Genomic DNA, 23514 nt, shown 5'->3' on the forward strand with positions numbered 1-23514 from the left:
GTCGGCGCTACGGCCTGCCTCATCCCATCCGTCGTCTCGGGGTGCCGCTCGGTCTGTCCGGGGTCACCAGGGTACGCCGCACTGATGATCGCTGCGGCGGCACGGCACCGCCGCCGGGCGGCGGATTCGATGCTGGGGCAGATCACCTGCCGACGCGAATGGTTTTCGCTCATCTGCGCGGCGGCACCGGACCCTGTCCGTCGGCCCGGCGCGGCGGCACCGGGCTGTGGTCATCGGCCCGGCGCGGCGGCACCGGGACGCGTACCAGGTCCTGGGCGATCACCAGTTCCCCGTCGAAGTGCTTGCGGGCCTCCGCGAGGTGCTCGCCGAGATCCGGGTAGCGCTGGGAGAAGTGGGTCAGGACGAGGGTCCGTACGCCGGCCTCGGTGGCCACCCTGGCGGCCTGGGCCGCGGTGAGGTGCCCGTGGTCCTCCGCGAGGTGGGCGTCCCGCTCCAGGAAGGTCGCCTCGATCGCCAGCAGGTCCGCTCCCTCGGCCAGCTCCCCGACGCCGTCGCACAGCCGGGTGTCCATCACGAAGGCGAACCGCTGGCCGGGCTTGGCCACGCTCACCTCGTCCAGCGTGACGGTACGGCCGTCCAGCTCGATCCGCCCCTCCTTCTGCAGCCGGCCGACGGCCGGGCCGCCCAGCCCGAGGGCCCGCAGGCGGTCCGGCAGCAGCCGGCTGCCGCTCGGCTCGGTGAGCCGGTAGCCGAAGGACTCGACCGGGTGCGAGAGCCGTACCGCGTCCAGTGTGAAGGCGGCACCGGGCGCCTCCAGCGGGCCGGACTCGAAGATCGGGCGCGGGCGCAGCTCGGCGGTCTCGTGGAAGGCCGAGGCGTTCCGCAGCCGCTCGAAGAAGACCTCGCCGGTGGCCGGGTAGTAGGCGTCCACCGGGTGCGGGACGCGGTCCAGGTTGATCCGCTGGATCACCCCGGGCAGGCCCAGGCAGTGGTCGCCGTGGAAGTGCGTCACCGCGATCCGGGTGATCGAGGTGGCCGAGACCCCGGCTTGCAGCATCTGCCGCTGCGTCCCCTCACCGGGATCGAAGAGCAGGCCCTCGCCGTCCCAGCGGAGCAGGTAGCCGTTGTGGTTGCGGTGCCGGGTGGGCACCTGACTGGCGGTGCCGAGGACGACGAGCTCGCGCTGTGACACGGTGTCAGACCAGGCCCTCGTGGAACGCCAGGCCGCCGAGCACGTGGACGTGGGCGTGGAAGATGGTCTGCCCGGCGCCCGCGCCGGTGTTGAAGATCATCCGGTAGCCGGACTCGGCGATCTTCTCCTCCGCGGCGACCTCGGCGGCCTCGGTGATCACCCTGGCGGTGAGCGCCGGGTCGGCGGCCGCGAGGGCGGCGGCGTTCGGGTAGTGCGCCCTGGGAACGACCAGGACGTGCGTCGGGGCCTGCGGGTTGATGTCCCGGAAGGCGACGGTGTCCGCCGTCTCCCGGACGACGGTCGCCGGGATCTCGCCCGCCACGATCTTGCAGAACAGGCAGTCGGACTGCGCCTCGCCGGCCATCTGGGTCTCCTCGTGCTGAGCTCTCATCGCTACGGGCGGCAGCCTAGCCGAGCCGCCTGCTGATCAGGAGTCAGCCGCCGGTGCGAGGTGGGGAGGCCCGGTGCGGGCCTCCCCACCCCCCGCCGGACAGGGCCTAGATCTCCGGCATCTCCGGAGCGGTCCTCGCCGGGTTCTCGGCGAGCGAGGCGAGGGCGATCCGGACGCCCTCGGCGAGCTGCGGGTCCTCGCCGGCGGCCCACTGGTGCGGGGCGATCGGTACCTCGACGTCCGGGTCGACGCCGTGGTTCTCCACGCCCCAGCCGTAGCCCTCCAGCCAGAAGGCGTACTTGGGCTGCGTCACACCGGTGCCGTCGACCAGGCTGTACTTGCCGTCGATGCCGATCACACCGCCCCAGGTGCGGGTGCCGACCACGGGGCCGATCTTCAGGGCCTGGATGGCGGCGTTGACGATGTCACCGTCCGAGCCGGAGAACTCGTTGGCCAGCGCGACGACGGGTCCGCGCGGGGCGTCGGCCGGGTACGAGGCGGGGTCGGCCAGGTCGCGGCCGCGGTCCCAGCCGACGATCCGGCGGTTGAGCTTCTCGATGATCAGCTGGGAGGTGTGGCCGCCGCGGTTCTCCCGGATGTCGACGATCACGCCCTCCTTCGCCATCTCCACCCGCAGGTCACGGTGGATCTGGGCCCAGCCGACGCTCTGCATGTCCGGGATGTGCAGGTAGCCGAGGCGCCCGCCGGACAGCTCCCGGACGGCGGCCCGCCGGCCGGCCACCCAGTCGTGGTAGCGCAGCGGCTCCTCGTCGGCCAGCGGGACGATCACCGGGTGCCGCCGGTCCGAGCCGTCCTTGCCCGCCACCGTCAGCTCGACCGGCTGGCCGGCCGTGCCCGCGAGCAGCGGGGCGGGGCCGGTGACCGGGTCGACCGGGCGGCCGTTGACGGCGAGCACTGCGTCCCCGACCCGGACGGCGGCACCGGGCGCAGCCAGCGGCGAACGGGCCCGCGGGTCGGAGGACTCGCCGGGCAGGATCCGCCCGACCCGCCACACCTCGCCGTCCTTCACCAGGTCCGCGCCGAGCAGGCCCTGGCGGCGGGCCGCCTCGGTGCCCCGGCCGGGCGGCATGACGTACGCGTGCGAGGTGCCCAGCTCGCCGACGGTCTCCCAGAGCAGGTCGACCAGCTCGTCGTGCGAGCCGACCCGCTCCACGAGCGGCCGGTAGCGGGCCAGCGCTCCGGCCCAGTCGAAGCCGTTCAGGTCGGCGCGCCAGTAGTTGTCGCGCATCAGGCGGCCGTTCTCGTCGAACATCTGCCGCCACTCGGCCGCCGGGTCGATGGTGACCCGGACCCGGGCGAGGTCCACGTCGAGGTCCTCGTCGTCACCGGCCTTGTGGTCGGCGGGGACGATCCGCAGCCCGTCCTCGTCGAGCACCGCGAGGCGGCCGCCGTCGCCGCTGACGGCGAAGCCGTCCAGCTCGGCGAGGAGCTGCTCGGCCTTGAGCTTCTTGAGGTCGAAGCGCTCCAGGGCCGGACGCGGATGGTCGTCCTCCAGCGAGGCGGCGTTGTCGCCGAGCTCGCCGAGCAGCGGCAGGCGGGTCCAGAGCACGCCGTCCTTGGCCGCGCGCAGGCTGCCGAAGCGGCCGCCCTCGACCGGGAACGGGATGATCCGGTCCGCGATCCCCTCCAGGTCGACCCGGGTCGCGGGCGCGGTGTCGGTGCTCTCCTCGGCGGCGTCCTTCTTCTTCGGCTCCTCGTCCTCGCCCACCGGGCGCCCGGCCCGCTGCGGGCCGAAGGGTGACGGGGTGTCGGCCGCCAGGGTGATCAGGTAGGGGCGGCAGCCGGTCGGGAAGGAGAGGTCGAAGACGTGCGCGTCGTACACCGGGTCGAAGTTGCGCACCGACAGGAAGGCGAGGTGCTTGCCGTCGGCCGTGAAGGCCGGCGAGTAGTCGATGAAGCGCTGCGGGGTGGCCTCGCTGACCGTACGGGTCGTCAGGTCGGCCAGCATGATCTGCCGCAGCGCCCAGGGGCTGAGCACCGGCTGGGACCAGGCCAGCCACCCCGAGTCCGGGGCGAAGACCAGGCCGTTGACCTCGCCGTTCTCGCTGCGGGCGAGCTCGTGGACGGCGCCGTCGGCCAGACCGACCAGCAGGACCCGGCCGTCGTGCGAGGCGACCGCGAGCTGCTTGCCGTCCGGCGAGACGGCCAGGCCCAGCACCCGGCCGAGCTGCCCGGCGGCGAGCCGGCGGCGCTCGGTGCCCAGCACCGCGGGGGCGTAGTCGATCGCGTCGTCACCCTCGGCGTCGGTGACCCAGACGGCCCCCTGCTCGCCGTCGGCGCCGGGCACGACCCTGGCCAGCCGCGCCCGGACCCCGGGCGTCTCCTCCAGCACCCGGGCTGGGCCCTCACGGTGCGTCAGCCAGTGCACGCTGCCGCGCACCACGACGGCGCCGGCCCGGCCGGTGCGGTCGGGGGCGACACTCTCCAGCTGCCCGGCGGCCGGGACGGGGTGCGGCTGACGGCCCGTCCGGGAGCCCCCGAGCCGGACGGTCAGGCGGCGCGGCTCGGCGCCGTCCAGGTCGTCGAGGATCCAGAGCTCCCCGGCGCTGTGCCAGACCACCCGGGTGCCGTCCGTGGAGGCGTTGCGGGCGTAGAACTCTCCCTCGGTGTGGCGGCGGAGGTCGGAGCCGTCCGGGAGGCTGGACCACAGCTGCCCGGTGCCCTCGTGGTCCGACAGGAAGGCGACCCGGCCGCCCACCCAGAGCGGGGACTCGATGTTGCCGTCCAGGTCCACGTGCAGGCGGTGGAACTCCCGCGCGCCGATCCAGAGCTTGCCCACCGTGCCGCCCCGGTAGCGCTTCCAGTGCGCGGGCTCGCGGCTCCAGGCGGAGAGCAGCAGGGTGCGCTCGCCGTCCGGCTCCTGGGCGAGGCCGCCGATCGGCCCGTACGGGAGCCTGCCGGGCTCGCCGCCGTCCAGCGGCACGGCGAAGGCCCAGGTGCGGCGCAGGGTGGCCTGGCCGGCGGTGGTGACGGCGATCGGGCGGCCGTCCGCGGTCCAGCCGCGCAGGCCCGTCCTGGCGCTGCCCCAGTAGGTCAGGCGGCGGGAGGGGCCGCCCTCGGTGGGGGCGACGTGGATCTCGGGTGCGCCGTCGCGGGTGGACGTCCAGGCGATGTGCCGGCCGTCGGGCGAGAACCTCGGGTGGCCGACCGGGACCTGGTCGGCCGTCAGCCGCCAGGCGCGGCCTCCGCTGATCGGCGCCAGCCAGATGTCGTCCTCGGCGACGAAGGTGACGAGGTCACCGTGCAGGTGGGGGTGGCGCAGATAGGCGCCGACGTCGGTGCTCTGGGGTTCGGTCACGGATCCACGGTACAAAGCACCGGGGGCGAACTCAGGCGTTTCTCCGTGAGCGATCGCTCAGGACCAGCGGCCGGTCCGGCCCAGCAGCAGCGCACCGGCCGCCACCCCGGCGGTCGAGGTGCGCAGCACCGACGGGCCGAGCCGGTACGGCTTCGCGCCGGCCTCGGCGAAGGCGGCGAGCTCGTCCGGGGAGACCCCGCCCTCGGGGCCGACGATCAGGACGATGTCCCCGGTGTCCGGCAGGGAGGCGGACGCGAGCGGCTCGGCTCCCTCCTCGTGGAGGACGGCGGCCAGCGAGGCCGAGGCCAGCAACGGCGCCAGCCGGCGGGTCGTCATCAGCTCGCGGACCTCGGGGAAGCGCAGGCGGCGTGACTGCTTCCCGGCCTCCCGGGCGGTGGCCCGCCACTTGGCCAGGGCCTTGGCCCCCCGCTCGCCCTTCCACTGGGTGATACAGCGGGAGGCGGCCCACGGGATCACCACGTCCACGCCGACCTCGGTCATGGTCTCGACGGCCAGCTCACCCCGGTCGCCCTTGGGCAGCGCCTGGACGACCACGATCCGGGGCGCCGGCTCCGGCTCCTGACGCACCGTCGCCACGGTGACGTCCAGGGCGTCCTTGCCGTGGACGGTCGTGACCGTGCCGTCCGCACCCAGGCCGAGCCCGTCCGCGAGGGTGACCGCCTCGCCGGGCTCCAGCCGCTTCACGGCAGCGGCATGCCGCCCCTCCGGGCCGTCCAGCCGTACCACGTCGCCCACGGACACCCCGGTGAGCCTGCTGGTCTCGACAACGAACACGGGCGCGGTCACGGGGCAAACCTCCGGTCATACGTACTGATAGTGCGTCCAGACGAACTGGTCGGGTCAACCCTCAGGGGCGCGGGGAACTGCGCGAACCGGAAGGCTCCGGAGCCGCACCGAACCGTACGGAGCAACCCGTGCCGCCCCCACGAACTGCTCAGGGAACCCCAGGGGCGCGGGGAACTGCGCGAGACGGGAGGCGACTCCGTTCACCCGGTCTCGGTGAGCAGGTGGCACCCGGTACCCGTCCGTTGAGACGGTGCGGCAGGCGGTCTTCCGATTTCGCGCAGTTCCTCGCACCCCTGAAGGTTGCCCTTCCAGAAGGACGCCCCTGAAGGTGCTGCTCAGCGGCCGTTGAAGGCGTCCTTCAGGCGGGAGAAGAGCCCCTGCTGGCCCGGCGCGAACTGGCCGGAGGGCCGTTCCTCGCCTCGCAGCACCGCAAGCCGCCGCAGCAGCTCCTCCTGCTCCGGGTCGAGCTTGGTGGGCGTCTGCACCTCGACATGCACTATCAGGTCACCCCGCCCGCCACCGCGCAGGTGGGTGATACCCCGGCCGTGCAGCGGGATCGACTGGCCGGACTGGGTGCCGGGCCGGATGTCGACCTCCTCCATGCCGTCCAGCGTCTGCAGCGGCACCTGGGTGCCGAGCGAGGCGGCCGTCATCGGGATGGTGACCGTGCAGTGCAGGTCGTCGCCACGGCGCTGGAAGGTCGGGTGCGCGGTCTCGGCGATCTCGACGTACAGGTCGCCTGCCGGGCCGCCGCCGGGGCCGACCTCGCCCTCGCCGGCCAGCTGGATCCGGGTGCCGTTGTCGACGCCCGCCGGGATCTTGACGGTCAGCGTACGGCGGGCGCGGACCCGGCCGTCGCCGGCGCACTCGGGGCACGGGGTCGGCACGACCGTGCCGAAGCCCTGGCACTGCGGGCAGGGACGGGAGGTCATGACCTGGCCCAGGAAGGACCGGGTGACCTGGGAGACCTCGCCCTTGCCGCGGCACATGTCACAGGTCTGCGCGGAGGTGCCGGGAGCGGCGCCCTCGCCGGAGCAGGTGGTACAGGTGACGGCCGTGTCGACCTGGAGTTCCTTGGTGGTGCCGAAGGCGGCCTCCTCCAGGGTGATCTCCAGGCGGATCATGGCGTCCTGGCCGCGCCGGGTGCGCGAACGCGGGCCCCGCTGGCCGGAGGCCGCGCCGAAGAAGGCGTCCATGATGTCGGAGAAGCCGAAGCCGGCCGCGCCCGCGCCGAAGCCGCCCGCGCCGCCGCCACCGTTCGGGGAGAGCGGGTCGCCGCCGAGGTCGTAGACCTGGCGCTTGGCCGGGTCGGAGAGCACCTCGTAGGCGGCGTTGATCTCCTTGAACCGCTCCTGCGTCTTCGGGTCCGGGTTGACGTCCGGGTGCAGTTCACGGGCAAGGCGTCGGAACGCCTTCTTGATCTCGTCCTGCCCCGCATCCCGTCGGACGCCGAGTACCGCGTAGTAGTCCGTGGCCACCAAATGCTCCGCTTGTTCCGCCTCTAGAAGTGCTGCGACTGGTTGTCACCGTTGAAACGGTGCTGTGTTGCTACGACTCGGCCAGGATCTGGCCCACGTACCGTGCCACCGCTCGCACCGCCCCCATTGTGCCCGGGTAGTCCATCCGGGTCGGACCGATCACACCCAACTTCGCAACACTCTGGTCGCCCGAACCGTAGCCGACCGAGACCACCGAGGTGGAATTGAGGCCTTCGTACTCGTTCTCGTGCCCGATTCTGACCATCATCCCGGCATCGGCCGTCTCACCCAGCAGGCGCAGCAGCACCACCTGCTCCTCGAGGGCCTCCAGCACCGGCTGGATGGTGAGCGGGAAGTCGTGCCCGAAGCGGGTCAGGTTGGCCGTGCCGGCCAGCATGATCCGCTCCTCGTTCTGCTCGGCCAGGGTCTCGAAGAGGGTGGCCAGGACGGTGGTGACGGTCGGCCGGTCGGCCGTCTCGAAGGCCGCCGGGAGGTCCTCCAGCAGACCGGGGACGTCGGGGAGGCGCTGGCCGCCCGCGTGGGCGTTCAGCTTGGCACGCAGCTCGGCCAGGACGGTCTCGCCCACCGTGCCCGGGCAGTCGACCATCCGCTGCTCGACCCGGCCGGTGTTGGTGATCAGGACCAGCATCACCTTGGCCGGCGCGAGCGCGACCAGCTCGACGTGCCGGACGGTGGACCGGGACAGCGACGGGTACTGGACCACCGCGACCTGCCGGGTGAGCTGCGCGAGCAGACGCACCGTACGGGCCACCACGTCGTCCAGGTCGACCGCGCCGTCCAGGAAGTGCCGGATGGCCCGGCGCTCGGGGGCGCTCATCGGCTTGACCTCGGCCAGCCGGTCGACGAAGAGGCGGTAGCCCTTGTCGGTCGGGATACGGCCGGCGCTGGTGTGCGGCTGGTGGATGTAGCCGTCCTCCTCCAGCGTCGCCATGTCGTTGCGCACGGTGGCCGGGGAGACGCCGAGGTTGTGCCGCTCGACCAGGGCCTTCGAGCCGACCGGCTCCTCGGTGCCCACGTAGTCCTGCACGATGGCGCGCAGCACCGCGAGCTTGCGCTCGTCCAGCGGCCGGACGTCAAGACGGGTGTCGAGCTGGCGAGCATCCGACTTGCGTTCGTCGGCCCTGCGCTCGCTGAACATGGCACGCACCTCCGTCTTCGTCCGTTGAACCGTCTGAACCGTCAACCCACCAGCCCTTGGCACTCTGGAAGGCAGAGTGCCAGAACCGTACTTGCCAGTGTACGGGGCGGGTACGACGGCAGGAACGGCCCGCCCACGTGATCCTCGACGTGATCCCCGGCAGATCCGCCGCGCGCGGATCGTGCCGCCAGGCCCGGCGAGTGGCAGCATCGAAGGCGAGCGAGCTACTTCGCGAGCTGTTTCGCGCGCTATCTGAGGAGCAGCGATGTCGGCGTCACCGCAGCACTCCCGCTTCGCACCCGACCGTGGGCTGACCGGTCGGATGGTCACCACGATGTTCCTGATCGGATTGCTCTACGTCGGCTTCACCGGTGTGCTGATCGCCCTGCTGCGCGGGGCGTGGCCGCTGATCGTCCTGATCTCCGGCGGGCTCTTCGTGGCCCAGTTCTGGTTCAGCGACAAGATCACCGAGCGGGCGATGGGCGCCCACGAGGTCACCCCCGAGCAGTACCCGCAGCTGCACGGCACCATTGACCGGCTCTGCGCGCTCGCCGACATGCCCAAACCCCGGGTCGCCGTCGCCAACAACGACATGCCGAACGCCTTCGCCACCGGCCGCAAGCCCGAGAAGGCGGTGGTCTGCGTGACCACCGGAATGCTGCGACGACTGGAGCCCGAGGAGCTGGAGGGCGTCCTGGCGCATGAGCTCTCGCACGTCGCACACCGGGACGTCGCGGTGATGACCATCGCCGGCTTCCTCGGCGTGCTGGCCGGCGTGATGACCCGGATCGCCCTGTACGGCGGGTTCATGGGCAGCGGCAACCGGAACAGCAGCGACAGCAACACCGCCATCGCGATGCTGATCATCCCGGTGGTCAGCATGGTGGTCTACGCGATCAGCTTCCTGCTCACCCGGCTGCTCTCCCGCTACCGCGAGCTGGCCGCCGACCGCGCCGCCGCCCAGCTCACCGGACGGCCGAGCGCGCTGGCCTCGGCCCTCACCAAGGTCACCGGGCAGATCGCCGCCATCCCGAGCGAGGACCTGCGCAAGGCGCAGGCGTACAACGCCTTCTACTTCGCCCCGGCGCTCAGCGCCCGCGACGCCGCCACCCAGCTGTTCTCCACCCACCCGTCGCTGGAGACGCGGCTGGAGCAGCTCGGCCGGATCTCCGCCCAGCTCGGCCAGTGACGGACACACCGCTGAGGAGACTTCATGGGATTCCTGGATGCCCTGTTCGGCCGTAGCAAGCCGGTCAGGCCCGACCTCGACCAGCTCTTCGGCGTGCCCTCCGCCGCCCTCACCCTGGAGGCGGCGGCCGGCTTCAGACCGACCGGGCTCGGGTCGGTCTGCTTCGCCGCCGTGGAGGGCGGTGCCTTCGGCGAGGTGGAGCGCCAGGTCCGCGCCCTGCTGGACGCGGACACCGCGACCGGCGGCGTCCCGGTCGAGGCAAGCCAGGACTCCTACGGCTACTCCTGGCTGCTCGCCCGGCACACCCCCGAGGAACTCCCCGACCTGGTCAACGACCTCCACGCGGTCAACAGCGAACTGGAGGCGAACGGCTTCGGCCCCCAGCTGCTCTGCTCGATCGTCGGCTTCCGCAACGAGGCCGGCCAGCCCCTCGGCCTGGTCTACCTCTACAAGCGCGGCACCTTCTACCCCTTCGCCCCGATGCCGGGCGGCGGCGAGAAGCGCAACAATCCGCTGGAACTCCAGGTCAAGGCGATGCTCACCAACGACCTGCGGGTCGAACAGGACCTCAGCCGCTGGTTCCCCGTCTGGGGCGCGCCGGGGCTGTGAGCGGTCAGTCCCGGGGCGCGCTGTACCAGCGCCAGGAGGTCAGGCGCGGACGGCCCGGCAGTTCCGCCCGGCCGGTGGCCCAGAGCAGCGTCGGCCATCGCTCGGTGTCCACCGGCGCGTCGGGGAACAGGCGGCCCAGCACCCGGTCGCACAGGTCCGCGGGCGGCACCCAGGCCACGCCGAGGCCCTCGGCGACGTCGTGCGTGTGCACCAGGGTCTCCACGACGCCCATGGCGGCGAAGCCCTCCGGATCCGCAACCCCGTAGCCGTGGAACGCGCGGGTCCGCGGGGACGCCGTACGCACCATCGCCACCAGCAGCGTGCCGCCCACCTCCAGGATCTGCAGCAGCCCTGCCGGGCCCGAGCCGCGGTCCGCGAGGAGCACGTTCGCCGGCCCGCCCGGCTTCTGACGGGTCCACACGAACGGGATGAACCCGTCCATCGGGGGTGCCTCGGGCGCCAGCTGCGCCGCGTAGGAGAAGAGACCGTCGGCGAGGTGCTCGACGGTCTCCCAGCAGCCCCACTCGGAGGAGCCTGCGAGGGCGTCCCAGTCCGCCGCCGGCGGCGCCGTACGCAGGGCGGTGACCGCCAGCCCCACGGCGTGTGCGACATCGGCCGCGGTGACGGGGACTCTCGGGGATCCAGGCGCATCGGACACGGCGTGACCGTATCAACCGGCTGACGGCCAACCGGCTGACGGACTTCCGGCTGATGCCGGGTCGGACCTCGTAGACTCCGGTGAATGCGCAGCAGGCAGTACGGACCGGACCTGACCCCGCCCTGGAAGCGGCAGCAGCCCGCACCCGAGGTGGCGGCCGAGCGTGATCTGGTGGTGGAGGAGGCGGCCACCGGGTTCTGCGGGGCGGTGGTGCGGTGCGAGAAGACGGCGGAGGGGCTGACGGTCACTCTGGAGGACCGCTTCGGCAAGCAGCGGGTCTTCCCTCTGACACCGCGCGGGTTCCTGCTGGAGGGGCGGGTCGTCACCCTGGTCCGGCCGAGCGGGCCCGCGCCCGTCGTCAAGCCGGGGCGGACCGCCTCCGGGTCGGTGGCGGTGCCCGGCGCCCGGGCGCGGGTCGCGCGCGAGTCGCGGATCTATGTCGAGGGGCGGCACGACGCGGAGCTGGTGGAGCGGGTCTGGGGCGACGACCTGCGGATCGAGGGCGTGGTCGTCGAGTACCTGGAGGGCATCGACGACCTGCCCGCCATCGTCGCCGAGTTCGGGCCCGGGCCCGGGCGGCGGCTCGGCGTCCTGGTCGACCACCTGCTGCCCGGTACCAAGGAGCACCGGATCGCCACGCAGGTGACGGGCGATTCGGTGCTGGTCGTCGGCCACCCGTACATCGACGTCTGGGAGGCGGTGAAGCCGTCCGCCGTGGGCATCCCGGCGTGGCCGCAGGTGCCGCGCGGCGAGGTCTGGAAGGAGGGCATCTGCCGCCGCCTCGGCTGGCCGGTCGACACCCCTGCCGCCTGGAAGCGCATCCTGGCCTCGGTGAACTCCTACAAGGACCTCGAACCACAACTCCTCGGCCGCGTCGAGGAACTGATCGACTTCGTCACCTCGACGGACTGAGCCGGGACACGGGCCCGACATGCCCGGGTCCGTGCAGGTGTCGCCGCACACTGGGGAGGAGCCCGGCGGAAGGACGCGATGCCCGAGGACCCAGAGGTACCCGGCAGCTACGGCGACGCCCTGTTCGAGCCCGACGAACCCGGCGAGGCCGCCCGCATCGATCTCGGGGCGGTGACCTTGGGGCCGGCAGGCCTGAGCCCAGGGGCGCGGGCTCACCGTTCGAGTCGGGGGCACCCCCAGGGGCGCGGGGAACTGCGCGACCAGGGCACAACGTCGGTGCACGGTTGCGCGCGCACGTAGTTAATCGAGCAGAGCCCCGCGCCCCTGTTGTGGTTGCCCTGAGCGGTCACGCTCGCGACCCGCTGTGGCGGCTAGTCCACCAGGTCGCGGACGACCGCGTCTGCCAGCAGGCGGCCCTGGAGGGTGAGGACGGCCCGGCCATCCTCGTACGAGACCGGGTCCAGCAGGCCGTCCGCGAGCGCCCGCTCCGCGGCCTCACGGCCCGCCGGCGCCAGGAGCGAGAGCGGGCACCCCTCCCGCAGCCGGAGCTCGAGCAGGATGCGCTCGACCCGCCGGTCCTCGTCCGGGAGGACCTCCCGCCCCTGCCCGGGCGTGCGCTGCTCCGCGAGAGCCTGGGCGTACGCCGCCGGATGCTTGGCGTTCCACCAGCGGACCCCGCCGACATGGCTGTGGGCACCGGGCCCCGCGCCCCACCAGTCCGCGCCCGTCCAGTAGAGCTCGTTGTGACGGCAGCGCCCGGCCTCGGTGGTGGCCCAGTTGGAGACCTCGTACCAGGAGTAACCGGCCGCCGACAGCGCCTCCTCGGCGATCAGGTACCGGTCGGCGTGCACGTCGTCGTCGACCATCGGCAGCTCGCCGCGCTTGATCCGGGCGGCCAGCTTGGTGCCGTCCTCGACGATCAGCGAGTACGCGGAGATGTGGTCGGGCCCGGCGCCGATCGCGGCGTCCAGCGAGGCGCGCCAGTCGTCGTCGGACTCGCCGGGGGTCCCGTAGATCAGATCCAGGTTGACGTGCTCGAAGCCCGCCGCGCGGGCCTCGGCGACGCAGGCCTCCGGGCGGCCGGGGGTGTGGTGGCGGTCGAGCAGCTGGAGCACGTGCGGCCGGGCGCTCTGCATGCCGAAGGAGATCCGGTTGAAGCCGCCCTCGCGCAGCTCGGCGAGATAGGCCGGGTTCACCGACTCCGGGTTGGCCTCGGTGGTGACCTCGGCGCCGGCCGCCAGCCCGAACTCCTCACGGATCGCCGCCAGCATCTTCACCAGGTCCCCGGCGGGCAGCAGCGTCGGCGTGCCACCCCCGAGGAAGACGGTCTGCACCGGCAGGTCCACGGAGCCGAGCACCTTCCGGGCCAGCCGGATCTCCGCGACCAGGTTGTCGGCGTACGTCTCCTGCGAGGCGACCGCCCCCGAGGAGCGCAGCTCGGTGGCGGTGTAGGTGTTGAAGTCGCAGTACCCGCAGCGGGTCGCGCAGTACGGCACGTGCACGTAGAAACCGAAGGGCCGCTCGCCGAGCCCCTTGAGGGCGTGGGCGGGCAGGGAACCGTCGGACGGCAGCGGTTCGCCGTCGGGAAGTGCGGAGGGCATACCCCTATTGTCCGGTACGGCCCGGGTGAGCCGTACCGGACAGAAGGATCACGCCTCGACGGAGCCCGCGTACATCTCGGCGACGGCGTCGGCGTAGGTCTTCTCGACCACCGGGCGCTTGATCTTGAGGCTCGGGGTCAGCTCGCCGTGCTCGATGTCGAGGTCGCGCGGGAGCAGGCTGAACTTCTTGATCGTCTGCCAGCGCTGCAGGTCCGTGTTGAGCCTCTGGACGAAGCCGTTGATCAGCTCCCGCACCTGCGGGGAGGCGACCACCTCGGCGTACGACTTTCCGGCCAGCTCGTGCTCGGCGGCCCAGGGCATGATCACCGCTTCGTCCAGGCCGATCAGCGCGCTGCAGAAGTTGCGGCCGTTGCCGATCACCAGGATGTTGCTGACGAACGGGCAGATCGCCTTGAACTTGCCCTCGATCTCGCTCGGCGCGACGTACTTGCCGCCGGAGGTCTTGAACACGTCCTTCTTGCGGTCGGTGATCTTCAGGAAGCCGTCGACCAGCTCGCCGATGTCACCGGTGTGGAACCAGCCGTCCGGCTCCAGGACCTCGGCGGTCTGCTCGGGCAGGTCGTGGTAGCCGCGCATGACGCCGGGGCCGCGCAGCAGGATCTCGCCGTCCTCGGCGATCCGGACCTCGGTGCCGGGCAGCGGCACGCCGACGGTGCCCACCCGGATGTCCTCGGCCCGGTTGACGCTGGAGCCGCCGCTGGTCTCGGTCAGGCCGTAGCCCTCCAGGATCGGCACACCGGCACCCAGGAAGAAGTAGCCGATCTCGGGAGCGAGCGCCGCGCTGCCGGAGACGGAACCGCGCAGGCGACCTCCGAAGGCGGCCCGGATCTTGGTGTAGACGAGCTTGTCGGCGATGGCGTGCTGGACGGTCAGCGCGAGCGGTGCGCTGTCCTTGCCGGTGGCGACCCGGTTGGCCTGGGTGATCCGGGCGTGGTCACGGGCGACCTTGGCGGCCCACAGGAAGATCTTGTACTTGAGGCCGCCCTCGGCACGGGCCCGGCCGGCGATGCCGTTGTAGACCTTCTCGAAGATGCGCGGCGCCGAGGCCATCAGCGTGGGCCGGACCACCGGGAGGTTGTGGACGATCCGGTCCACCCGGCCGTCCACGGCCATCACATGGCCGGTGACGATCTGGCCGGAGATGAGGATCTTGCCGAACACGTGCGACAGCGGCAGCCAGGTGAACTGCACGTCGTCCGAGCGCAGCAGACCGCTGGCCTCCTGGGCGACGCCCTCGTACGACCAGCAGTCGTGCACCAGGCGCACGCCCTTGGGGCGGCCGGTGGTGCCGGAGGTGTAGATCAGGGTGGCGAGCTGCTCGCGGTCGAGCGCGTCGACCGCCTTGGTGATCGCGTCCGGGTGCTCGGCCAGGTACTCCGTGCCGCGCTTCTCCAGCTCGGCCAGGGTCATGACCTCGAAGCCCTCGGCCTCCGGGAGCTCGGCCGGGGCGTCGAAGAGGATGATCGTTCTGAGCGCCGGGAGCTGGTCACGGTGGGCGACGGCCTTGGCGAGCTGGGCCTCGTTCTCGGCGAAGAGGGCCTTGCTGCCGGAGTTGGAGAGGATGAACGCCGTCTCGTCGGCGTTGGTGCTGGGGTACACCGTGGTGGTGGCGGCACCGGCGCACATGTTGCCCATGTCCGCGATGATCCACTCGATCCTGGTGGAGGAGGAGAGCGCGACCGGGTCCTCCGACCCGATCCCGATCGCCATCAGACCCGCGGCCACGGCCTTGACCCGGTCGGCCGTCTGCGCCCACGTCAGCGAGCGCCACTGCTCGGCGCCCGGGGCGCCGTCTGCCGCGTGCTCGTCCACGGGGGCGGGGTACCGGTAGGCCTCGGCGTCAGGTGTGGCCTCTACTCTGCTCAGGAAGAGGTGTGCCACAGAGGGCGGACGCCGCTCGATCATGGACTGCGCGGAACTCAACGAGGACCTCCGGGGGGCGGGTGGTCGAGGGTGGAGAGCGGTGGCGGTGGGGGGCAGCCGACCGGCCACCTTGTTAACCAGCGAGTAACAAGAGGGCAATCAGCAGCCTAGGGGGTGCGGAGCCGTTCCGTAAGGGGGTGACGCCAGCTGGCACACCGTCGGTCCGGCAGTGCAAAGGACAGGACAAGTCTGCGGGCCGGGCCACGGTAAACCCGCACGCAGACCCGTGGGAAGACCGAAAATGGGGTGCGAATCCCCCAGCCGACAACGAGAGTGTCACGGTGCTGATCAAACTCCTGCGGGCCCATCTGGGCCCCTATACCAAACCGATCTCCCTGCTGGTACTGCTTCAGCTCGTCTCGACCATCGGGGCGCTGTACCTGCCCACCCTCAACGCCGACATCATCGACGACGGGGTCGTGAAGGGGGACACCGGCTACATCCTGCGGATCGGCGGAGTGATGATCGCCGTCTCGCTGGCCCAGGCCGTCTGCTCGATCGGCGCGGTGTACTACGGCGCCCGTACCGCGATGGCGATCGGACGGGACATCCGCGCCTCCGTCTTCGACCGGGTGCAGAGCTTCTCCGCGCGGGAGCTCGGCGGCTTCGGCGCGCCCTCGCTCATCACCCGCACCACCAATGACGTCCAGCAGGTCCAGATGCTGGTGCTGATGGGCTTCACCCTGATGGTCGCCGCGCCGATCATGTGCGTCGGCGGCATCGTCATGGCGCTCAACCAGGACGTACCGCTCTCCGGGCTGCTGCTGATCGTGGTCCCGCTGCTGGGCGCCGTGGTCACCGTGCTCGTCCGCCGGCTGCGGCCGCAGTTCCGCAGCATGCAGACCAGGATCGACACCGTGAACCGGGTCCTGCGCGAGCAGATCACCGGCATCCGGGTCATCCGCGCCTTCGTGAAGGACGGCCACGAGCAGGACCGGTTCGCCGGGGCGAACCAGGAGCTCACGGACGTCTCGCTGCGGGTCGGCCGGATGATGGCCTTCATGTTCCCGTCCGTGATGATGGTCGTGAACGTCTCCAGCGTCGCCGTGATGTGGTTCGGCGGGCACCGGATCGACAGCGGCGAGATGCAGATCGGCGCCCTGACGGCGTTTCTCTCCTATCTGATGCAGATTCTGATGAGCGTCATGATGGCCACCTTCATGTTCATGATGGTGCCGCGCGCCGAGGTCTGTGCCGAACGCATCCAGGAGGTGCTGGCCACCGAGACCAGCGTCGTCCCGCCCACCGACCCGGTCACCGAGCTGCTCCGCCGCGGCCACCTGGAGCTGCGCGAGGTCGAGTTCCGCTACCCCGGAGCCGAGGCCCCGGTGCTGCGAGGCATCGACATCCTGGCCCGGCCCGGCGAGACCACCGCCGTGATCGGCTCGACCGGCAGCGGCAAGTCCACCCTGCTCGGCCTCGTGCCCCGGCTCTTCGACGCCACCGGCGGCCAGGTGCTGCTGGACGGCGTGGACGTACGGGAGATGTCGCCCGCCCTGATCGCCGAGTCGGTCGGGCTGGTGCCGCAGAAGCCGTACCTCTTCTCCGGCACGGTGGCCAGCAACCTGCGCTACGGCCGGCCGGACGCGACCGACGAGGAGCTCTGGCACGCGCTGGAGGTGGCGCAGGCCAAGGACTTCGTCGAGGCGCTGCCCGAAGGCCTGGACGCCCCGATCGCCCAGGGCGGCGGCAATGTGTCGGGGGGTCAGCGGCAGCGGCTGGCGATCGCCCGCGCGCTGGTGCGCAAGCCCGGGATCTACCTCTTCGACGACTCGTTCTCCGCGCTCGACTACGCGACCGACGCCAGACTCCGCAAGGCACTCTCCCAGGAGACCGCCGAGGCGACCGTGCTGATCGTCGCCCAGCGGGTCAGCACCATCAGGGACGCCGACCGCATCATCGTGCTGGACGAGGGCGCCGTGGTCGGCAGCGGCACGCACCACGAGCTGATGGCCGACAACCCGACGTACCGGGAGATCGTGCTCTCCCAGCTCACCGAGCAGGAGGCGGCGTGACCACGCCCGAGAAAACGCCCGAGAAGACACCCGAGACTACTGCGACGCCCACAACGCCCACGACACCCGCGACCAAGCTCGAGAAGCCGGCCGCGGTCAGCGACTCTCAGACCGCCGCCGCGCGGCGCGGTCCGGCCGGGCCCGCCCGCTTCATGGGCGGTCAGGGGACCGAGAAGTCGATGGACTTCAAGGGCTCCAGCCGACGCCTGCTGAAGCTGCTGCGCCCCGAGCGCGGCGCCCTCTACGGGGTGCTCACCCTCGGCGTGCTCAGCGTGGGCTGCGCGGTGATCGGGCCCAAGGTGCTCGGCCATGCCACCGACCTGATCTTCGCGGGGGTGGTCGGCAAGCACTACCCCGCAGGGGTGACCCAGGCTCAGGTGCTGGCCGACCTGCGGGCGAATGGCCAGGGCGGCATCGCCGACGTGCTCTCCACGGTGCACTTCACCCCCGGCCAGGGCATGGACTTCAACGCCATCGGCACCGTGCTGCTCTGGGTGCTGGCGATCTACCTCGCCTCGGCCGTCTTCGGCATCTTCCAGGGCCGGCTGGCCGCCCGCGCGATCCAGCGCACGGTGTTCCGGCTCCGCGAGTCCGTCGACGCCAAGCTCTCCCGGCTGCCGCTCAGCTACTTCGACAAGCAGCCGCGCGGCGAGGTACTGAGCCGGGCCACCAACGACATCGACAACATCGGCCAGTCCATGCAGCAGACCATGGGCCAGGTGGTGAACTCGCTGCTCACCATCATCGGCGTGCTGGCGATGATGTTCTGGATCTCACCGCTGCTGGCGCTGATCGCGCTGATCTCGGTGCCGGTCTCGGTGATGGTGGCGACCAAGGTCGGCAAGCGCGCCCAGCCGCAGTTCGTCGCCCAGTGGAGGACCACCGGCAAGCTCAACGCGCACATCGAGGAGATGTACACCGGCCACGCGCTGGTCAAGGTCTTCGGGCGCCAGCAGGAGGCCGCGGAGACCTTCCGCAAGGAGAACGAGGCGCTCTACGCCTCCAGCTTCAAGGCCCAGTTCATCTCGGGCATCATCCAGCCCGCGATGATGCTGATCGGCAACCTCAACTACGTACTGGTCGCCGTGGTCGGCGGTCTGCGGGTGGCCAGTGGTGCGCTGTCGATCGGCGACGTGCAGGCCTTCATCCAGTACTCGCGGCAGTTCAGCCAGCCGCTGACCCAGGTCGCCAGCATGGCCAACCTGGTGCAGTCCGGGGTGGCCTCGGCGGAGCGGGTCTTCGAGCTGCTGGACGCCCCCGAGCAGACGCCCGAGCCGGCGATGCCCGAGCGCCCGGCGGAGCTGCGCGGCCGGGTCGCCTTCGAGGACGTCTCCTTCCGGTACGACCCGGAGAAGCCGCTGATCGACGCTCTCTCGCTCAAGGTCGAACCGGGCCACACCGTGGCCATCGTCGGCCCGACCGGCGCCGGCAAGACCACGATGGTCAACCTGCTGATGCGGTTCTACGAGGTCAGCGGCGGCCGGATCACCCTGGACGGGGTGGACATCGCCGCCATGTCCCGCGAGGAGCTGCGCTCCGGCATCGGCATGGTGCTGCAGGACACCTGGCTGTTCGGCGGCACCATCGCGGAGAACATCGCGTACGGCGCCGAGGAGGCGACCCGCGAGCAGGTGGTCGAGGCGGCGAGGGCCGCACACGTCGACCGCTTCGTCCGGACCCTGCCGGACGGCTACGACACCGTCATCGACGACGAGGGCACCGGCGTCAGCGCGGGCGAGAAGCAGCTGATCACCATCGCCCGGGCGTTCCTGGCCCAGCCGAGCATCCTCGTCCTGGACGAGGCGACCAGCTCCGTGGACACCCGTACCGAGGTGCTCATCCAGCGCGCCATGGCGCGGCTGCGCAGCGGCCGTACCAGCTTCGTGATCGCCCACCGCCTCTCCACCATCCGGGACGCCGACGTGATCCTGGTGATGGAGAACGGCTCGATCGTCGAACAGGGCTCGCACGACGAGCTGATCGCGGCCAAGGGCGCGTACGCCCGCCTGTACGAGGCCCAGTTCGCCCAGGCGGTCGCCGAGGTCGACTAGCCAACGGGCGACCGGGCGACTAGGCACGGGACCGGCGGGACTGGTCATCTTCAGTGGGAGACAGGCTCGGCCTGTCTCCCACTGTCGTGTCGCGGCCTTCCTTGGCCTGGGCCTGGGCCGGGCTCGGCTGCGGCCGCTGGCCCAGCAGGGTGCTGCCGAGCGCCACCGCCATGCCGAGCAGCTGAAGGGCCGTCAGCGACTGCCCGAGGGCGGCCCAGCCGATCGTGGCGGCCGACAGCGGGCTGAGCAGACCGAGGAAGGCGACGGAGGTCGCGGGCAGCCGGCCGATGCCCTGGAACCAGAGCCAGTACGCGAGCGCCGTGTTGGCCACCGCCAGGTAGCCGTACCCCAGCAGGTTCATGCCGGTGAGCGCGGGCGGCGGGCCCTCGACCAGCAGGGCGACCGGGAGCAGCATCAGCCCGCCGGCCGTCAGCTGCCACCCCGTCAGGACCAGCGGGCCGACGCCCTCCGGGCGGCCCCAGCGCTTGGCCAGTACGGTGCCGGCCGCCATGCAGGCCGCGCCCGCGAGCCCTGCGAGCACCCCGATCACGTCCAGCCGCGCGGTGGCCCGCAGCACCACCAGGGCCACCCCGAGCACCCCGGCCAGGCCCGCCAGCAGCGCGCGCCGCCCGACCCGCTCCCCCAGCAGCGGCACGGCGAGCCCGGCCGCCAGCAGCGGCTGGATCGCGCCCAGCACGGCCGCGACACCACCGGGCAGGCGGTAGGCGGCGATGAAGAGCAGCGCGAAGAACACCCCGATGTTGAGCGCCCCGAGTACGGCCGCCCGCCACCACCAGTCGCCCCGGGGCAGCCGCCTGGTGGCCGCGAGGAGCACCAGACCGGCGGGCAGGGCACGCAGGGTGCCGGCGAGCAGCGGCCGGTCGGCGGGGAGCAGCTCGGCGGTCACGGCGTAGGTGGAGCCCCAGGCGAGCGGGGCCAGGGCGGTCAGGGCCAGGGCGCGCTTGGCGCCGAATGTCGAAAGCATGTAAGTAACTTAGCTCTAAGCTACTTAATGTCAAGCTACTTCCGTGCAAGCGATCCTGTGCCAGACTTTCCGTATGGACAACGCCCTGCGACCGGACGCCGTGGACGCCATCACCGAGCAGTGGGCCCGGGTCAGGCCCGACCTGCAGACCGAGGCGATGGCGGCCTTCGGCCGGATCTTCCGGCTATCGCGCGCCATGGGCGACCGCATGGAGCAGGCCTACGCGCCCCTCGGCATCGGCCGCGGCGAGTTCGACGTGCTCGGCACCCTCCGCCGCGCCGGCGAGCCGTACACCCTCTCGCCCCGCGAGCTGACCGCCACCCTGATGCTCACCACCGGCGGCATGACCGGCCGGCTGGACAAGCTGGAACGGGCCGGGCTGCTCAGCCGCTCCCCCGACCCGAACGACCGCCGCGGCCTGCGCATCACCCTCACGCCCGCCGGCCTCGACATCGTCGACCGGGCCGTCGGCGCCGGCCTGGCCGTCCAGCAGGAGGCGCTCGGCGCACTCGACCCGGACGAGGCCGAGACCCTCAACCGGCTGCTGCGGCGACTGCTCGACGCGACCACTGCAAGCGGCTGAACATCTTCCGCAGCGGCCCCACCACTGCCACACTCACACCCGTGCTGACAACGGACGATGTGTACGAGACCCGTTATGGCTGGACCAGAAGGACCTCTCGAAAGGCCGTCACCAACGCCATGACCGCGGCCGTCGCCGTGCTCGCGCTCGCCGTGGGCGCGGCAAAGGGGGGAACCCTCGGCGCGGTGATCGTGGTGCTGGGAGTTCTGGCGCTCCTGCTCGGAGCGGGCTCCGCCGCTCTCTCGTTCGCGACCGTCCGGAGACGGCAGGTCGCCCTGCGCGTCGACACCGACGGCATCCTGCTGGGCGGCTACCCCCTGGGGTACGCGAGGACCACGGCACTCGTGCCGTGGAGCGACATCGTCGGGGTCGAGCTCTGGGTCCAACGTGCAGGCTCCATGGCCTTCGTCGGCCTCCACCGCACCGAGGGCGCGCCACCGCTCCCCGCCGCCTCCTCCAACCCCGCCCTGGCCCGGGCCAACGAGCGGGCCTCCGGCATGTGCCTCGACCTGCTGAGCGCCAGCCGCCCCGTCCACCTCTGGCAGCTCGACACCCAACGGCTCCTCACCACCATCGCCAGACACGCACCGCACGTGGTCATCACGGTCGACCCGGCCTTCCCCGGCCAAGGCTGACGGCACCCGAAGTGCGAAAAGGCCCGCCACCCGTTCCCGGGTGGCGGGCCCTCAGGCGCTACCGCCTACTTCTTCTCCTTGGGAGCGTCCGCGTCGGTGGACAGCGCGGCGATGAAGGCCTCCTGCGGGACCTCCACGCGGCCGACCATCTTCATCCGCTTCTTGCCCTCCTTCTGCTTCTCGAGCAGCTTCCGCTTACGCGAGATGTCACCGCCGTAGCACTTCGCGAGAACGTCCTTGCGGATCGCGCGGACGGTCTCACGGGCGATCACGCGCGAGCCGATGGCCGCCTGGATCGGCACCTCGAACTGCTGGCGCGGGATCAGCTTCTGGAGCTTGCCGGCCATCATGACGCCGTAGTTGTAGGCCTTGTCCTTGTGCACGATCGCGGAGAACGCGTCCACCGCGTCGCCGTGCAGCAGGATGTCGACCTTGACCAACTGGGCCGTCTGCTCGCCGATGGGCTCGTAGTCGAAGGAGCCGTAGCCGCGGGTCTTGGACTTCAGCTGGTCGAAGAAGTCGAAGACGATCTCGGCGAGCGGCAGGGTGTAGCGGAGCTCGACCCGGTCCTCGGAGAGGTAGTCCATGCCCTGGAGGTTGCCGCGGCGGGCCTGGCAGAGCTCCATGATCGCGCCGACGAACTCGTTCGGGGCGAGGATGGTGCCGCGCACCACCGGCTCGTGCACCTCGGCGATCTTGCCGGTCGGGAACTCGCTCGGGTTGGTGACGACGTGCTCGCTGCCGTCCTCCATGACCACCCGGTAGATCACGTTGGGGGCGGTGGAGATCAGGTCGAGGTTGAACTCGCGCTCCAGGCGCTCCCGGATGATCTCCAGGTGCAGCAGGCCGAGGAAGCCACAGCGGTAGCCGAAGCCGAGCGCGACCGAGGTCTCCGGCTCGTAGACCAGCGCGGCGTCGTTGAGGCGCAGCTTGTCGAGGGCGTCGCGCAGCAGCGGGTAGTCGCTGCCGTCCAGCGGGTAGAGGCCGGAGAACACCATCGGACGGGGGTCCTTGTAGCCGCCCAGCGCCTCGGTCGCACCCTTGTGCATCGAGGTGATGGTGTCACCGACCTTGGACTGCCGGACGTCCTTCACACCGGTGATGATGTAGCCCACCTCGCCGACGCCGAGGCCGTCCGCGACCTTGGGCTCGGGCGAGATGACGCCGATCTCCAGCAGCTCGTGGGTCGCGCCGGTGGACATCATCGAGATCCGCTCGCGCTTGGTGAGCTGACCGTCGACCACTCGGACGTAGGTGACCACGCCGCGGTAGGAGTCGTAGACCGAGTCGAAGATCATCGCGCGGGCCGGGGCGTCCTTGACGCCGACCGGGGCCGGGATCTTCTCGACCACGTGGTCGAGCAGGTCCTCGACGCCGAGGCCGGTCTTCGCGCTGACCTTGAGGACGTCCGACGGGTCGCAGCCGATGATGTGCGCGAGCTCGGCCGCGTACTTCTCCGGCTGGGCGGCCGGCAGGTCGATCTTGTTGAGGACCGGGATGATCGTGAGGTCGTTCTCCAGCGCCAGGTACAGGTTGGCGAGGGTCTGCGCCTCGATGCCCTGGGCGGCGTCGACCACGAGGATCGTGCCCTCGCAGGCGGCGAGCGAGCGGGACACCTCGTACGTGAAGTCGACGTGGCCCGGAGTGTCGATCATGTTCAGGATGTGCGTCGTGCCGGTGTTGTCACCGGTGTTCGGCGCCCACGGGAGACGGACCGCCTGCGACTTGATGGTGATGCCGCGCTCGCGCTCGATGTCCATCCGGTCGAGGTACTGGGCGCGCATCTGCCGGGGGTCGACCACGCCGGTGATCTGCAGCATCCGGTCTGCGAGCGTCGACTTACCGTGGTCGATGTGGGCGATGATGCAGAAGTTGCGGATCAGCGCCGGGTCGGTACGGCTGGGCTCTGGCACATTGCTGGGGGTCGCGGGCACCTTGGTCCGATTCTCCGTTGGTCCGGGGGCCGGGAGTGCCCTGGTCATCACTGACCGGCTTCCCGGGGACCGGACGGTCTCGTCCGATCGA

At 71.4% G+C, this 23514-nt stretch carries 18 protein-coding genes; 7 read left to right on the forward strand and 11 right to left on the reverse strand.

The features are described 5' to 3' along the window. Window positions 1-169: 169 nt before the first annotated feature. The 6 genes from FB465_RS11160 to hrcA all read right to left on the reverse strand — a co-directional run bounded on the left by FB465_RS11160 (window position 170) and on the right by hrcA (window position 8307). A complete protein-coding gene (locus FB465_RS11160; protein WP_145789948.1) occupies window positions 170-1153 on the reverse strand; it encodes a ribonuclease Z in 984 nt (327 codons plus the stop codon). A 4-nt stretch (window positions 1154-1157) separates the two neighbouring features. Beyond that, window positions 1158-1517 (reverse strand): HIT domain-containing protein, encoded by a 360-nt coding sequence (locus FB465_RS11165; RefSeq protein ID WP_145797268.1) that lies wholly within the window; start codon window positions 1515-1517, stop codon window positions 1158-1160. Between the two features lie 133 nt (window positions 1518-1650). After that, entirely contained in the window at window positions 1651-4863 is a 3213-nt protein-coding gene (locus tag FB465_RS11170) for a S41 family peptidase (protein ID WP_145789949.1), read from the reverse strand. Window positions 4864-4920: 57 nt separating this feature from the next. Beyond that, the gene (locus FB465_RS11175) at window positions 4921-5670 is read right to left on the reverse strand and encodes a 16S rRNA (uracil(1498)-N(3))-methyltransferase (protein WP_145789951.1); all 750 of its coding nucleotides are present in this window, start codon (window positions 5668-5670) and stop codon (window positions 4921-4923) included. A 335-nt stretch (window positions 5671-6005) separates the two neighbouring features. Beyond that, entirely contained in the window at window positions 6006-7148 is a 1143-nt protein-coding gene (gene dnaJ / locus FB465_RS11180) for a molecular chaperone DnaJ (RefSeq protein ID WP_145789952.1), read from the reverse strand. A gap of 70 nt (window positions 7149-7218) precedes the next feature. Then, a complete protein-coding gene (gene hrcA, locus FB465_RS11185) occupies window positions 7219-8307 on the reverse strand; it encodes a heat-inducible transcriptional repressor HrcA (protein ID WP_145789954.1) in 1089 nt (362 codons plus the stop codon). Window positions 8308-8572: 265 nt separating this feature from the next. On the opposite strand from hrcA, the gene htpX reads away from it, so the two are divergent. Further along, window positions 8573-9496, forward strand: a complete 924-nt coding sequence (gene htpX / locus FB465_RS11190; RefSeq protein WP_145789956.1) for a zinc metalloprotease HtpX — start codon at window positions 8573-8575, stop codon at window positions 9494-9496. 24 nt (window positions 9497-9520) lie between these two features. Further along, window positions 9521-10105, forward strand: coding sequence for a PspA-associated protein PspAB (gene pspAB, locus FB465_RS11195; protein WP_145789957.1), 585 nt, complete (start codon window positions 9521-9523; stop codon window positions 10103-10105). A 4-nt stretch (window positions 10106-10109) separates the two neighbouring features. Here pspAB and FB465_RS11200 read toward each other — a convergent pair whose 3' ends face one another. Further along, window positions 10110-10763: a hypothetical protein gene (locus FB465_RS11200; RefSeq protein ID WP_145789959.1), complete on the reverse strand. Its 654-nt coding sequence runs from the start codon at window positions 10761-10763 to the stop codon at window positions 10110-10112. 84 nt (window positions 10764-10847) lie between these two features. Here FB465_RS11200 and FB465_RS11205 point away from each other — a divergent pair, with 84 nt between their 5' ends. Next, window positions 10848-11675: a DUF3097 domain-containing protein gene (locus FB465_RS11205; RefSeq protein ID WP_145789961.1), complete on the forward strand. Its 828-nt coding sequence runs from the start codon at window positions 10848-10850 to the stop codon at window positions 11673-11675. Window positions 11676-12046: 371 nt separating this feature from the next. Here the strand turns inward: FB465_RS11205 and hemW are convergent, their stop codons facing one another. Continuing rightward, window positions 12047-13276, reverse strand: a complete 1230-nt coding sequence (gene hemW / locus FB465_RS11210; protein ID WP_145789963.1) for a radical SAM family heme chaperone HemW — start codon at window positions 13274-13276, stop codon at window positions 12047-12049. 48 nt (window positions 13277-13324) lie between these two features. Further along, on the reverse strand, window positions 13325-15220 hold the full coding sequence (locus tag FB465_RS11215; RefSeq protein WP_145789965.1) for an AMP-dependent synthetase/ligase: 1896 nt from the start codon (window positions 15218-15220) through the stop codon (window positions 13325-13327). A gap of 281 nt (window positions 15221-15501) precedes the next feature. On the opposite strand from FB465_RS11215, the gene FB465_RS11220 reads away from it, so the two are divergent. Further along, entirely contained in the window at window positions 15502-17235 is a 1734-nt protein-coding gene (locus FB465_RS11220; protein ID WP_145789967.1) for an ABC transporter ATP-binding protein, read from the forward strand. Window positions 17236-17387: 152 nt separating this feature from the next. After that, window positions 17388-19286: an ABC transporter ATP-binding protein gene (locus tag FB465_RS11225; protein ID WP_145797269.1), complete on the forward strand. Its 1899-nt coding sequence runs from the start codon at window positions 17388-17390 to the stop codon at window positions 19284-19286. Between the two features lie 19 nt (window positions 19287-19305). On the opposite strand, the gene FB465_RS11230 is transcribed toward FB465_RS11225, so the two are convergent. Next, window positions 19306-20271, reverse strand: coding sequence for a DMT family transporter (locus FB465_RS11230; RefSeq protein ID WP_145789968.1), 966 nt, complete (start codon window positions 20269-20271; stop codon window positions 19306-19308). A 73-nt stretch (window positions 20272-20344) separates the two neighbouring features. Here FB465_RS11230 and FB465_RS11235 point away from each other — a divergent pair, with 73 nt between their 5' ends. Beyond that, complete coding sequence (locus tag FB465_RS11235; protein ID WP_211785760.1) at window positions 20345-20854, forward strand: MarR family winged helix-turn-helix transcriptional regulator; 510 nt, start codon at window positions 20345-20347, stop codon at window positions 20852-20854. 41 nt (window positions 20855-20895) lie between these two features. Further along, window positions 20896-21489, forward strand: a complete 594-nt coding sequence (locus FB465_RS11240) for a hypothetical protein (protein WP_145789970.1) — start codon at window positions 20896-20898, stop codon at window positions 21487-21489. Window positions 21490-21554: 65 nt separating this feature from the next. Here FB465_RS11240 and lepA read toward each other — a convergent pair whose 3' ends face one another. Next, window positions 21555-23423, reverse strand: coding sequence for a translation elongation factor 4 (gene lepA / locus FB465_RS11245; RefSeq protein WP_145789972.1), 1869 nt, complete (start codon window positions 23421-23423; stop codon window positions 21555-21557). Window positions 23424-23514 lie beyond the last annotated feature (91 nt).

The organism is Kitasatospora atroaurantiaca (assembly GCF_007828955.1).
GTDB lineage: Bacteria > Actinomycetota > Actinomycetes > Streptomycetales > Streptomycetaceae > Kitasatospora > Kitasatospora atroaurantiaca.

Bases quoted from the DNA above. Each gene is read 5' to 3' on its own strand.
- FB465_RS11165 (WP_145797268.1), bottom strand. From the start codon at position 1,517: ATGGCCGGCGAGGCGCAGTCCGACTGCCTGTTCTGCAAGATCGTGGCG.
- hrcA (WP_145789954.1), bottom strand. From the start codon at position 8,307: ATGTTCAGCGAGCGCAGGGCCGACGAACGCAAGTCGGATGCTCGCCAG.
- htpX (WP_145789956.1), top strand. From the start codon at position 8,573: ATGTCGGCGTCACCGCAGCACTCCCGCTTCGCACCCGACCGTGGGCTG.
- pspAB (WP_145789957.1), top strand. From the start codon at position 9,521: ATGGGATTCCTGGATGCCCTGTTCGGCCGTAGCAAGCCGGTCAGGCCC.
- FB465_RS11205 (WP_145789961.1), top strand. From the start codon at position 10,848: ATGCGCAGCAGGCAGTACGGACCGGACCTGACCCCGCCCTGGAAGCGG.
- hemW (WP_145789963.1), bottom strand. From the start codon at position 13,276: ATGCCCTCCGCACTTCCCGACGGCGAACCGCTGCCGTCCGACGGTTCC.
- FB465_RS11225 (WP_145797269.1), top strand. From the start codon at position 17,388: ATGGGCGGTCAGGGGACCGAGAAGTCGATGGACTTCAAGGGCTCCAGC.
- FB465_RS11230 (WP_145789968.1), bottom strand. From the start codon at position 20,271: ATGCTTTCGACATTCGGCGCCAAGCGCGCCCTGGCCCTGACCGCCCTG.
- FB465_RS11235 (WP_211785760.1), top strand. From the start codon at position 20,345: ATGGACAACGCCCTGCGACCGGACGCCGTGGACGCCATCACCGAGCAG.